This is a genomic window from Candidatus Neomarinimicrobiota bacterium (assembly GCA_022560655.1).
Classification (GTDB): Bacteria; Fidelibacterota; Marinisomatia; order SCGC-AAA003-L08; family TS1B11; genus JADFSS01.
Genome location: JADFSS010000003.1, coordinates 17,630 through 30,487 on the forward strand (window position 1 = coordinate 17,630; position 12,858 = coordinate 30,487).

The following is a 12,858-nucleotide window of genomic DNA, read 5'->3' on the forward strand; positions in this document are numbered from 1 at the left end:
ATAGAACCCCTTATGATCTTAGAGGTGACCTAAAATATCCTCTGGTGTGAAAAAGAATGCAACCTCTTTCTGGGCATCTTCATCGCTGTCTGAGCCGTGCACCGCATTCTCGCCTACGCTGGTTGCAAAGTCCTTGCGGAGGGTACCGGTATTCGCTTGGGCCGGATCGGTCGCTCCAATAAGGGTACGAAAGACTTCCACGGCCTCTTCCCTTTCCAGGGCCATGGGGAAGCACGGCCCGGACGACATGAACGTGGTGAGCTCGTCAAAAAACGGCTTGCCCCGGTGGATGGCATAGAATTCATCGGCCCGCGCCTTCGTCAGCCGCAACAGTCTAGCAGCGCGAATCTCGAGCCCCGCCTCCAGGATGCGATCAATAATCTTGCCCATCGTCCGGGCGCGAATGGCATCCGGCTTGATGATGGCCAGGGTACGGTTGCTGCCCATCAACCCAGGACCTGCTGCATGGTCTGGCCGATCATCGCCGGGCTCTCACACACATGGATGCCCGCGGCCTGCAGGGCCTCCATCTTACTTTGGGCGGTGCCCTGTCCGCCGGCAATGATGGCCCCGGCGTGTCCCATGCGACGGCCCGGCGGGGCCGTGCGGCCGGCAACAAACGCGACGATGGGCTTGCTGAAGCCGGTCTCCTGCACCCAATCGGCGGCCTCCTCCTCGGCGCTACCGCCGATCTCGCCAATGAGAACCAGTGCATCCGTCCCGTCATCCTCGGCAAAGAGCTTCAGAAGAGCAAGAAAGGTGGAGCCGATGATGGGGTCGCCGCCTACGCCGATGCACGTGGATTGCCCCAGGCCCAGTTCGGTCAACTGGAAGACAGCTTCGTAGGTGAGCGTCCCGCTGCGTGAAAGCACACCCACGCCTCCGGGCTGGTGAATAAAGCCGGGCATGATGCCGATCTTGCACCTTCCCGGACTGATGACGCCGGGGCAGTTGGGGCCGATGAGCGTCGTGCTGCTTTGGTCCAGGGCGGCCTTGACCCGCACCATATCAAAAGTGGGGATGCCTTCAGTGATACAGACCACGAGCTCCAGGTTGGCCGCGATGGCCTCCATGATGGCGTCCGAGGCAAAGGGTGGTGGCACAAAGATTACCGAGGCGTTGGCGCCGGTGGCGTCCTTGGCATCGGCCAGCGTATTGAAAATGGGGACGCCGTTAGCGTCCTGCCGGCCCCCTTTGCCAGGGGTGACGCCGGCCACAACTTGGGTGCCATACGCCACCATCTCCTCGGTATGAAACGAACCCTCACTCCCGGTGATGCCCTGCACGATGAGCCGGGTGTCGTTGCCTGCCAGTATGCTTATGCCCGGCCCCCTTTCGCGGCGCCCACGGCCAGCTCGGCCGCCTCCTCCAAGGTCTGGGCCACCAAGAACTCCAGGGGGGAGTCCGCCAGCAGTTTCCGCGCCTCGGGGGCCTTGGTGCCCTCCATGCGCACGATAATCGGGATGCTGACACTCACCTCGTTCAGGGCATCGATGACGCCCTGCGCAATGCGATCGCAGCGCACAATTCCGCCGAAGATATTGATGAGCACAGCGGTTACTTTTTCATCATTCACCAGGATGCGGAAGCCGTTGGCCACGGTCTCGGTATTAGCCACCCCGCCCACATCGAGGAAGTTGGCGGGTTCTCCGCCATGCAGCTTGATGATGTCCATGGTGGCCATGGCCAGCCCCGCGCCGTTGACCATGCAGCCCACGCTACCATCCAGCCGGATGTAGTTGAGGTGGTACTTGTCGGCCTCCACCTCCTGGGGGTCCTCCTCACTCAGGTCGCGCAACTCCGGCAGCGCCTTCTGGCGGTATAGGGCGTTGTCGTCAAAGTTGATTTTGGCGTCCAGCGCCATGACCAGGCCGTCCTCGGTCACAACCAGCGGATTGATCTCCATCAGAGAACAGTCGTTAGCCAAGAACGCGCGCCACAACGCCTGCAGCGTACTGGTGCCGTGCTTCACCTGGTCGCCGTCCAGTTTCAGGGCATAGGCCAGCTTCCGGGCCTGGTAGGGCTGCAGCCCCCCGGATGGATCGAGCCACTCCTTGACGATGAGTTCCGGCGTCTCGGCGGCTACCTTTTCGATTTCCATGCCTCCCTGGGTTGATACCATCATCACAAAGTGGCCACTGGACCGGTCCAGCACAATGCCGGCGTATAGTTCCCGGGCGATGGGGGTGGCCTTTTCGATGAGCAGACGACGCACCTCCTGACCGCCGGGCCCGGTCTGATGGGTTACCAGCTGCATACCCAGCATTTTTTCCGCCACCTGGCGTACCTCAGCCGGGCTATCCACTAGCTTGACCCCGCCGCCCTGGCCCCGTCCACCAGCATGAATCTGGGCTTTTACCACCACCCGGCCACCAATTTTCTTGGCGGCATCCACGGCCTCAGCCACTGAAAATGCGGGGTAACCCTCAGGAATGGGAACCCCGTATTCGCTGAAGATGGCCTTGGCCTGGTACTCGTGAATTTTCATTGCCTTATTCCTATGTCCACCGGGCGGACCTCCAAATGTTGACAGGAATAGTCAGTTTGTCTTTCTTTCCTACGCCAGGTTTAGCTGGGTTTTGAACCATGTGCATGGTAGGGTTCTCAGGTATGGATGAGATGACGCATACGTAATATGTCTCTTGAAATCTATCCGCTGCCTCGGTCTCATTCTCCGTTAGTTCAACATCAACATCAGAACTCTTACCTTTGACCTCTATTTGTACCTTCCTGCCATCTTTGGCTACTGCCTCAATGTCATAGCCAAAGTTTCTCTTATCAACAACTTCCACTTTCTGATATTTGGTTTTCAACGTTCCTTTAGCAAAGCTCATGGCAAACTCCTCTACACCATTATCTGGAGAATCTTTAACACCACCAGCCTTGAGGAATTCACGCCAAGTCCTCAATTGGTCAGAATCAGCTTTACCTTTGATGTATCTCGGACTTATGAAACTAAGGCCAGAGACGAACTGTTTGTTGGTTTCCCAGTCGTGTTCAGGCTGGAACTCTTTAGGAAATAACACTTCCTTGGATGCCTTCACGGATTTTTGTTTTGTGAGAATCCAAATTTCCAATTCCTCGTCTATTTCATTTCCGAGAATTTTCTGGCACAAAATTGTGTAGTCGAGAAGTTCCTTTTGTGAAGGCTTAGGAGCATCGACCAGAATCTTGGGAAGTATGGCCTCCTTGCAAACTTTCTTTTCATCTAGTACTTGCACCCCCGTTAGGCCGGTCAAGAAACCTCGAACCTCTTTTGATTCATCTTCATCAACCGCCCTCGATAGGATATCAGGATGTAGCATGGCTTTGGAACTTTTCAACTTGTTCGCCATCTCCATGAATATGGGGTCTACTAAGATTCTGACCATGAGGGAGACATCCCCTCCCCTAAGGAGTTTACCATCGCTTGTTAATATAAAATTATAGTTATGATATGCCATAGTGTTTCTTCTGATTCGTCTATAATAAGAATAAGGCTCTCCGTAAAACGGGTGACTATTGAGCCAGAGATAGAGTGATCTAAACCAATCACCCGCATCAGGTGTGTTGCTCTTATTTTCTAGGAACTTTTGGTCATGGAGTATATTCCAACGATCCACCTTCTTGATCGGCTTGGATTCGCAGTCAAGCACCTTGGGATGAACAAACTTAAGTTCTTGTCGTCCACCGAATGCTGAGGCCATCTCATCTTCCAAGAATAAACCCATATCGACAAGATCATCTATTGCCTCGTCATCCTCTGTCAATCGCACCACCTGTTCGGGTCTGGCCCACCCGTTATCTTTAGTCGGCACGCAATCATTCTCTTCCAAGAATTTTTCGATAGGTTCTATGAGCTTAGGCCCAAATAACTCATCATATGATTCTAGCCCCTCAGACTTCTTGAATTCGAACACTGGGAAAAATTGATATTTCCACCTATCATGATTCTTGAAGTACTCTATTGCCTCCTTGCAAAGATCAACCACTTCCCCCACCAACCAGTGGTTCCATTTGGTTTCATAGTTAATCGCATCTCTGCCCGGCTGAACGAGGAAGTCTGCCTGAATTGGGAACTTTGCTCCGCTCCTGGCCTCCCCCAATGGTAAGAAAGAATAAACTCCTCCATACATTGCTCCCGCTTCCGACGGCGCCAAGTTACCCTCCTCATCGAGCGCAAAAGCTATCGCTACTTCTCTCTTTGTAACATTAGCCCTATAATCTTGTGCTAACCGGTCTTGCTTCACCGAATTTGGCACCTTTACGGTCCGTCGAAAGAATTTGAACTTCACCTCCTCATTGTCATGCTTGAGGGTAGTGATCCCATCCTCGTCCTCCCCAATATTCTCGAGGGTCCATGATCGCCCAGAAACCTCATCTATTACTACTATTTTTCTTAACCAGCGTAGAAATAAATATAGCTCACTACTGAGTTTCTCCAGTTCTCCAACCAAACTTGAATAATACGCTTTTTCCCTGTAGGGAATAATGAAAGTTGTCAATTCGGCATCTATTTCCTTGGGTGGGTCATCAACCCAAATCGGTATGACCTGCCACGGATTCTTAGTGGGATCATCCCAGTAATTTTTATCGAACTTGAATTGAAATCCGTCGGAACAAATCACGGGACAATCAGAGATTTTGAAAACGGACTTAAACCCAATACCCAAATACCCCAATGTACCCTGTTCTGGCTTCTTGGAAGACCTGATGCTACAGATGGCGCTTACATCTTGTTTGCTGAAGGGACGTCCATTATGCGAAACTCTTACTCTGTCTTTGTTGACCCGTATTTCAAATGTCCCTGGACTGTTTAGGCCTAGACCAGCGTCTTCCGCATTCTGAATTAGTTCGAGAACAAAACCCGAGCTTCGAGTAAACACTACCTCGGATATCAACTTTAACGCGCTCACATTATCCTGCCACGTACGGGTTCCCGTTGAAACCTCTATATCACTCCGTATATCCTCAATTACGTTCTTCCTATTAACGTGGTTAGTCGTTGTATCTACCTCCAACTCTTCAATTGTTGAAAGCTCTCAATTACAGCTAGCCTCTTATCTGACAACGGTCGTTCCCGCCTCACCCGCTAATGCCTGCTCCATCGATTCGATATTCGTCACCACAACCTTCTCACCGCCGGCCTTGAGGAATTGCATCGCGGCCTCCATTTTGGGCCCCATGCTGCCACCGGGGAAGTGGCCTGCATCCAGATAATCCTGCGCCTGATGCAATGACAATTTTCGGATGGGCTGTTGGCGGTCGCTACCAAAATGCAGATAGACCTCCGGTACATCGGTGAGAATATACATCTCCTGAGCCCCAATATCCTCTGCCAGAACCGCCGCGGTCAAATCCTTGTCAACCACTGCATCCACCCCCTCGTAATGGCCATTTTCCATGACGAAGGCGGGGATGCCGCCGCCCCCCGAAGCGATAACGATGGAGCCTAGCTCGACCAAATGACGGATGGAGCGGCCGTTGACCAGGCGGACGGGTTTCGGGCTGGGCACCACCCGGCGCCAGACCCCCGCTTCCTGTTCGGCGATGGACCAGCCGAAACGCTCAGCCAGGTGTTCAGCCCGCTCTTGTGAATAGCGGTCGCCGATGAACTTTAGGGGGCGCTTGAGGGCCGGATCAGCCGGGTCTACCACTACCTGGGTGATGATGGTTACCACCTCCCGTGAAATCTGTTCATCCATGAGCGCGTTTTGCAGTGATTGCTCGATCATGTAGCCGATAGTCCCCTGGGTGGCGGCTACGCAGAGGCCCAGGGGCAGGGGCGGAACCCGATCGGCGGCCAGCTCCCCCCGCAGCAGTTCGTCTCCCACCTGGGGACCGTTACCGTGCACGATTGCCAGGCGGTGACCCCGTCTCAGGAAGGGGAGCGCCGCGTGCAGGGCGGCCCGGGTCTGGGCGAACTGCTGGGCGATGGTGCCGGTGGTAGCGTCCGGCGCCAAAGCGTTTCCGCCCAAGGCGAGCAGGACCGTGCTATTGGTAAGCAGTGTTGTGCCCATGAGAGGTTCGGGCGTGCCACCCAGGGCCAGGCGGGCCGGCTGCAACGCTTAAGATCGCGACGCCAGTTTGTCCGCGCACCTAGACCTTACTGGCTACTGATTTGGCTTGGAGAAACAACCCCAGATAATCTGGCCCGCCAGCCTTGGAGTCTGTGCCGGACATGTTAAACCCGCCGAAGGGGTGGACCCCCACCATAGCGCCGGTGCATTTGCGGTTGAGATAGAGGTTACCTACGTGAAAGGCGCGTTTGGCTTGCTCCAGGTGATCCCGGTTGCGGCTGTAGACCGCCCCGGTGAGGCCGTAGATGGTGTGGTTCGCAAAAGCGAGGGCCTCATCAAAGTCTTGGGCTTTGATCACCGCCAGCACCGGCCCGAAAACTTCCTCCTGGGCCAGCCTGGCATCGGGCTTGATGTCCGCGATGATGGTGGGCTGGTGGAAGTAGCCCTGGTCGCCGATGCGCTCGCCGCCCGTGAGCAGGTGGCCCTCCTGGCGGCCGATCTCGACGTAATCCTGGACCTTGTCCAGCGCCGCCTGGTTGATGACCGGGCCCATAAATTGGTGCCGGTCCTCCGGGGCACCAACGTTGATGGCCTCGGCCAAGGCAACGACCTTATTGATGAGCGGCTCGTAGATCTGCTCATGCACAATGAGCCGCGAGCAGGCAGAGCACTTCTGGCCCTGGTAGCCAAAGGCTGAGGCGACGATGCCCTCGGCGGCAGCATCCAGGTCGGCATCACTGTCCACCACGATGGCATCCTTGCCCCCCATTTCAACGATGACCCGCTTGATCCAGATTTGACCCGGCCGCGCCTTGGCCGCCCGCTCGTTAATGCCTAGGCCCACCTCCATGCTTCCGGTAAACGCGATGAATCGCACCTGCGGGTGCTCCACAATAAAATCGCCGATCTCCCCGCCACTGCCGGTCAGGTAAGTAAGGACCCCCGTGGGCAGGCCGGCCTCTGCGAAGGCCTCCGCCAGCAGCTGTCCCGTGAGAGGGGTCTCGCTGGCAGGCTTGAGTACCACCGTGTTGCCGGTAACAATCGCGGCTGCGGTCATGCCGGTGAGGATGGCAAGGGGAAAATTCCAGGGTGGTATGACGGCGCCCACGCCCAGAGGGATGTAGAAGAGGTCCAGCTCCTCACCATCAGTTGGGACTATCGGCTGGGGCTGGGCATAGCGCAGTGCCTCCCGGGCGTAGTATTCCAGGAAGTCGACAGCTTCGGCCAAGTCTGCGTCAGCCTCAATCCAGCTCTTTCCGGCCTCCAGGACCATGGTGGCAACGGCTTCATCCCGGCGTCGGCGCAGAATTTCGGCGGCCCGGAGCAGGATATCCGCCCGCCGCTGAGCGGGGGTCTCCTTCCAGGTTTTAAAAGTATGACTGGCAACTTCGATGGCTGCCTGGGCCTGGGCCTGGGTGGCTTTTTGGAATAGGGCCAGTACCTGATCGGGGTCGGCGGGATTGGTGCTACGCAGCTGGCTGCCATTGGTGAACGATTGCTCACCAATGATGAGGGGGTAGCTCTGGCCGGCTCTGGACTGCAGCCGCTTTAGTTCAGCCGCTACAGCGCCAATGTCCTTGTCCTGGTCGAAATGTCTGACGGGCAAATTCTTAAAGGGGGTCATATGACGCTCTTGTTCCTATTAGGGTTCGACATCGCGGTACCGGGCCATCACCGCCCCGTACCAGATCAATACCTCAGCCGCAAAAGTTAGACTCTGCCGTCAGTTTCAATCAAGGCAAATGGAGGGCGTGCCAGCGCAGTCAGCCTCCAACAGCGGGCATAAATATTGATCGGGCAGTGGCAATGCCTTGCAGGGCGGGGCCGCCTGGAAGTCCACGCGCCGGGTTGTTACCGGTAGCTGCAGGCCGGTTGCAAACTGATATCTGTTGCCCGCAATTTCGCAGCCTTATATTGCAGCATTGCGCAGGGCGGCATAACCAAACAGGCAGGATTAATGATGCATGACACGAAAACGATCCGTCGCTGGTGGCTGCTTTCATTGGCAATGGCTATGTTCGCCTGCGCCGCACCCGAACGGGGTACGGTCTCCAACCGGAAAGCCCCGGCAGCGAGCCAGTTCGATTTTTGGCTGGGCGAGTGGGAGCTCACCTGGGGAGATAGTGGCAGCGGGACCAATACGATCACGGCTATCCTGGACAGCATGGTGATTGCTGAAAATTTTGATGGCACGCCCTCCATGCCGCTCATTGGCAAGAGCTATTCGGTCTATGTTGAGCGCCAGGGTAAATGGAAACAGACTTGGGTGGACAATAGCGGGGGTTACCTGGACTTTGTGGGTGAATTTGTCGATGGCAAAATGATCTTTTCGCGGGATGCTGTCAGGCCAGATGGCACGCCGGTGATCCAGCGTATGGTGTGGCACAACATTGCGCAGGACGAATTGGACTGGAATTGGGAGGCGTCGACGGATGGTGGGATGAGCTGGAATGTGAACTGGAAAATTCATTATCGCAGAAAGTAGAGTAGGCTAATTGCCGGAGTTCAATGCACGGCGGCCACACAACTATAGTATTATTAGTTATAGTATATTAGGAGTGACGGGAGATGAGCTCCGCCGCTGACCACAAGTTTATGCGCCTGGCCCTTGAGGACTGCAGGCAGGCGTTTGTCCGGAACGAGGGTGGCCCTTTCGGTGCCTGCATTGTACGGGACGGCGAGGTGCTCGCCGTTGCGCACAACACCGTCCTGAAGGAGCGCGATCCTACAGCCCACGCCGAGATGAATGCCATCCGCGCAACCAGCCGAACTCTGGGCAGCCACGATTTGTCAGGCTGCGTCATTTATGCCACCTCCGAGCCGTGCCCCATGTGCTTCGCCGCTATACACTGGGCGCGCATGGGGCAGATATTTGCGGGCACCCGGATAGAAGATGTCAAGGCGCTGGGCTTCAACGAGCTGCCTATTCACAACCTGCTGCTCCGGGAGCTGGCCGGGCTGTCCATCAGCCTCGAAGCGGATATCCTGCGGGCTGAATGCCGCCAGCTGCTGGAGGACTGGAAGGCACAGACTTTGGCTGAAGTCTACTGATTCCTGGATGGGTGATCTAAGACCTCTCTGTCTGAATCTCCATAACGCTTCCATTATACTTTAGTCCGTTCGATATTTATGTGTAAAACTTTATTCTTCTGCGCGGAAATCTGGTGCTCTTGGGCCCCTTGCATGGGCCCCCAGACCCGGGGTGTTACTGTGACGGTTTGAGCGGGAATTTCACTGGAGAAACTAAAAAATGTCAGGGGAACACGGTTGCCTAATCATACTCTCGTTCCGATGAGAAATGTGCCTTCTAGAGCCGCGCAGATAGGATCAATGAAAGTCCGAAATGTGATACAGATCAACTTTTCCTTTGCCTCACCGTTTATTCAGTTGTATACTCGGTGTGGCTAGGCGACTTTGCCGATAAGAATAAGTTCACAGGGCGGTTAACTAAGTAAGTTCTCAATGGAGGAGAGTCTTAGTGAAGGTAGTGGGATTCGTGCCAAAAATGCTGGTAAAATTTAAAATTCAAACCGCATGCGGGGACCAGCTACCTGATTCGACCCTGATCCGGGCGGAGCAGGATGACGGACAACGGTCCGGCTTTAGCCTCCGCAAATATTTTCCAACCTTTCAATCATAAAGCCGCAGGAGCGACCATGAACCGAATACTGCAGATCGCTACCATATTTCTTGTCCCAATATTTCTGTACAGTCAGGAAGTGGGAAAAATTGCCGGGCAGGTAACCGACGAGTCCACGGGTAATCCCCTGGTTGGCGCCAATGTCCAGGTGGAAGGCACATCATTTGGTGCTGCCACGGACGCAGATGGTAAATACGTCATTTTGGGTATCGACCCGGGCGTTTATACGTTGGACGTGGGTTACATCGGCTATCAATCAATTCGCCTGACCGATTTGCGCGTTTTGAGTCGGTTGACGACGGAGACCGATGTGGCGCTGGCAGCGCAGGCCATACAGACTGAGGCTGTCAATGTGGTCGCTCAGCGGGCGCTCATCATCCGCAATGCCACCAGCGCGGTACGGAGCCTGGGTTCCGATCAGATTGCAAACTTCGCTACCCGCAACGTGAAGGACATATGGAACACGCAGGCAGGCGTGGTCCTCCAGAACGATATGCTGCACATCCGGGGCAGCCGTCCCGATGAGGTCGGTTACGAGATCGAAGGTGCGCCCGTGCGCTCCCTGTTTGTCGGCGGCGTGACCCAATTGGGCGGTCGCGGCAATAATGTCAATAATGGCGGCGGCAGCGCCTTTAATCTTGGCACTGCCATCCCGAATGCAATTGAAGAGGTTTCTCTGCAGATGGGTGGCTACTCTGCGGATATCGGCGGCGCGAATGCCGGAATCGTTCAGCAAAAGCTGAAAACAGGTGGCAGCAGTTTGAGCGGTTCGGTGCTGTTCGAAACGGAAGGCCTGGCGGAAGCCTTCAACGGTGTGCTGTCGGGTGGCGATACCTACGATTATGGCGGCCGTGAAACAACCGTCACTCTGGGCGGCCCCATAACTTCAAAAATTCGCTTTTTTGGCGCCTACCAGACCATTGGGACCGACGATTACGCGCCCCAGTTCTGGAATGGGGCGAATATCAGTGGATTGGACCTGTACCCAGATTCCGAAGGCGCTCTATTTGACCGGGTCCCCGGGGGACAACTGACGGAAGACAGTGTGTTTATCGCGTGGGATGGCGGCCTGGTTCAGGGACGCAGAAGCGACCGAACCACCATCAACAGTACGTTGTTGTTTGACTTTAATCCCCTGATTCTTCGGGTGTCGTTTAGCAACACGTCATCCGAAACCATTCTTAACAGCTTGCCAATCAGAAATCTGTTTAATGTGAATCGTCTTACGTTGCGAGATGAAGCCAGCACGTTGATCACCGGCAAGCTGACCTACTTCCTGTCGGCCAAGACGCTGATTAATCTGAATTTCAACAGTTTCGACTACACGCGCGAATTTTACGATCGCAATTTCGGCAAGCCCGAATCATTCATGGACGGGCAGGCATGGGGCGACTCGGCAAAGGTTGTTGCTATGGGTATGGATAAGTACGGCGAAGATTGGTCCGGCGCTTTCACTGGGCCATTCTCATTCGAGCGGCCCTACCTGATCGAGAACTTTGAGTTTGCCCGTGCCGGAGATCTGGCGACGCCCGGTTTTGCAAACTCGGGCCCCAGCAAGTTCGGTCAGAGCTACATCGGCTTTGGCCTCGGGCTGAACAGCCAGGTGGGTGCACATGAACTCAAGCTCGGCTTTGATGCGCGCACCTATACCATCCGCCGTTACCGGTTCCTCGGGGTTGAAACCATCAACGGACAGCTGGATCCTAAGATCGCGACGCTAACGGAAGCTGACATCGAGAATAAGACTGAAGCAGCCCGGGTTGCGATCCGCAGAGCGTTTGTCAAGAACATTGGTTACGACGAGTTTGGCGACGAGGTTGGCGACTCGGATATCGATGGTCCGCGGCATCCAACTACCACCTCGCTCTATATCAATGACAAGATCGAGATGAATGACATTGTCGTGAATGTGGGCGTGCGCTATGATATTCTGGACCTGAACGATTTTACGCACGTAGACCCGTTCAATCCCAAATTCAACAAGGGCAAATGGTACATTGACGAAGACGGCCTGGAAGATTCCGAGCCCATTGCCGTCGTGCAGCCACGGCTTGGTCTGGCTTTCCCGCTGTCGGACAAATCGGTCTTCCATCTCCAGTACGGGGTCTTTGCCCAGCTCCCGGATCTGGGGCTGCCGTACAAAGGTCGCGCGGATATGGCCACCTCTTTGAATGGCCAGAACTTCATCCGCGATCCGTTGGGCTTTGACCTTGAGCCGGTGATAACGACCCAATACGAAGTGGGCCTATCCTATCAGTTCGTCGACGATGCGGCCGTGGATGTCACCGCCTTCACCCGCAATACCACCGGCCAGCTCGTGTTGGCGAGGCTGGGTGACATAGGTGTCGACAAGGAGAACACGTACGGCGTCGATGCAACGTCAACGACCTACATAAATGGTGACTTTTCGGTGGCCACCGGCGTGGAGCTGTCCGTGACCACGCGGCGGATTGGCCGCCTTCAGGTGCTGGCCAATTACACCTTCACCGATGCCCGCGGCACCAACTCGTTCCCTAACTCTGCGGTTGGCAACCTGAGCAACACAGGTCTCTCGGCGCCGTCACTTATCTCGCCGTTGACCTTTCAGCAGCGCCACAAGGGGACGCTTAACCTGGATTACCGCTATGGCCCCGGTGAGGGCGGCCTGTTGGCCAGCAGCGCCATCAACCTGCTGTTCAACTTCAACAGCGGCCACCCCTACACCCGGGCAACGGGTAGTGGCGCACAGCGGGGGCCGGACGAGGGTGGCCTCTTGAACGAGAGTGACCCGCGCAGCAGGCAGCCCATAGAGCCCCTTGGGGCTTCGGTGACCCCCTGGGTCTTCCTGACGGACATGAGGGTGACCAAGGGTCTCAACTTCGGGGGCGTCAAACTTGATGCGTACCTGCTCATCAACAACCTGTTTAACCAGCAGAACATCATCAACGTGTACAACCGCACCGGTGATGCCTTCGACGATGGGTTCCTCACAACCCCAGCGCTGAGCGAAAAACTGCTGGCCAATAACAGTCCGGTCTATGAAGAGCTTTATCGCGTTGTTAATCTTGAGCATCGCGAGCACTTTGTTGCTGACATTGGCCTTGACCTCTTCGGAAGACCGCGCCAGATCAAGTTTGGCCTTGAGGTGTCATTCTAGGCTTGAATGGCAAGTTCGATCGGGCCAGGTGAAGAATCTGGCCCGACGAATTTGAACGCAAAAAAAAATGATTGTCCATAATC

9 protein-coding genes are annotated in these 12,858 nt (G+C 55.4%); 3 read left to right on the forward strand and 6 right to left on the reverse strand.

Features of this window, described 5'->3' with window-relative positions:
• Positions 1-18: 18 nt before the first annotated feature.
• From ndk to pruA, 6 genes are all read right to left on the reverse strand, one after another.
• Positions 19-447 carry a nucleoside-diphosphate kinase gene (ndk, locus tag IH971_00925; protein MCH7496400.1) on the reverse strand — a complete coding sequence of 143 codons (429 nt, stop codon included), beginning with the start codon at positions 445-447 and terminating at the stop codon, positions 19-21.
• Positions 447-1,322 (reverse strand): succinate--CoA ligase subunit alpha, encoded by an 876-nt coding sequence (sucD, locus tag IH971_00930; GenBank protein ID MCH7496401.1) that lies wholly within the window; start codon positions 1,320-1,322, stop codon positions 447-449. The genes ndk and sucD overlap by 1 nt, the downstream gene beginning before the upstream one ends.
• Positions 1,319-2,488, reverse strand: a complete 1,170-nt coding sequence (gene sucC / locus IH971_00935; GenBank protein MCH7496402.1) for an ADP-forming succinate--CoA ligase subunit beta — start codon at positions 2,486-2,488, stop codon at positions 1,319-1,321. Before sucC ends, sucD begins: the two co-directional genes overlap by 4 nt.
• A 10-nt stretch (positions 2,489-2,498) precedes the next feature.
• Entirely contained in the window at positions 2,499-5,000 is a 2,502-nt protein-coding gene (locus tag IH971_00940; GenBank protein MCH7496403.1) for a DUF3883 domain-containing protein, read from the reverse strand.
• A gap of 39 nt (positions 5,001-5,039) precedes the next feature.
• Positions 5,040-5,999, reverse strand: a complete 960-nt coding sequence (locus IH971_00945) for a carbamate kinase (protein ID MCH7496404.1) — start codon at positions 5,997-5,999, stop codon at positions 5,040-5,042.
• A gap of 79 nt (positions 6,000-6,078) precedes the next feature.
• The gene (pruA, locus tag IH971_00950; protein ID MCH7496405.1) at positions 6,079-7,623 is read right to left on the reverse strand and encodes an L-glutamate gamma-semialdehyde dehydrogenase; all 1,545 of its coding nucleotides are present in this window, start codon (positions 7,621-7,623) and stop codon (positions 6,079-6,081) included.
• A 336-nt stretch (positions 7,624-7,959) separates the two neighbouring features.
• Between pruA and IH971_00955 the strand changes: the two genes are divergently transcribed.
• From IH971_00955 to IH971_00965, 3 genes are all read left to right on the forward strand, one after another.
• On the forward strand, positions 7,960-8,484 hold the full coding sequence (locus IH971_00955; GenBank protein ID MCH7496406.1) for a hypothetical protein: 525 nt from the start codon (positions 7,960-7,962) through the stop codon (positions 8,482-8,484).
• Positions 8,485-8,567: 83 nt separating this feature from the next.
• Entirely contained in the window at positions 8,568-9,050 is a 483-nt protein-coding gene (locus IH971_00960) for a nucleoside deaminase (protein ID MCH7496407.1), read from the forward strand.
• A gap of 605 nt (positions 9,051-9,655) precedes the next feature.
• Positions 9,656-12,775 carry a TonB-dependent receptor gene (locus IH971_00965; protein ID MCH7496408.1) on the forward strand — a complete coding sequence of 1,040 codons (3,120 nt, stop codon included), beginning with the start codon at positions 9,656-9,658 and terminating at the stop codon, positions 12,773-12,775.
• The last annotated feature ends 83 nt before the right edge of the window (positions 12,776-12,858 follow it).

Bases quoted from the DNA above. Each gene is read 5' to 3' on its own strand.
- ndk (MCH7496400.1), bottom strand. From the start codon at position 447: ATGGGCAGCAACCGTACCCTGGCCATCATCAAGCCGGATGCCATTCGC.
- sucC (MCH7496402.1), bottom strand. From the start codon at position 2,488: ATGAAAATTCACGAGTACCAGGCCAAGGCCATCTTCAGCGAATACGGG.
- IH971_00945 (MCH7496404.1), bottom strand. From the start codon at position 5,999: ATGGGCACAACACTGCTTACCAATAGCACGGTCCTGCTCGCCTTGGGC.
- pruA (MCH7496405.1), bottom strand. From the start codon at position 7,623: ATGACCCCCTTTAAGAATTTGCCCGTCAGACATTTCGACCAGGACAAG.
- IH971_00955 (MCH7496406.1), top strand. From the start codon at position 7,960: ATGCATGACACGAAAACGATCCGTCGCTGGTGGCTGCTTTCATTGGCA.
- IH971_00960 (MCH7496407.1), top strand. From the start codon at position 8,568: ATGAGCTCCGCCGCTGACCACAAGTTTATGCGCCTGGCCCTTGAGGAC.
- IH971_00965 (MCH7496408.1), top strand. From the start codon at position 9,656: ATGAACCGAATACTGCAGATCGCTACCATATTTCTTGTCCCAATATTT.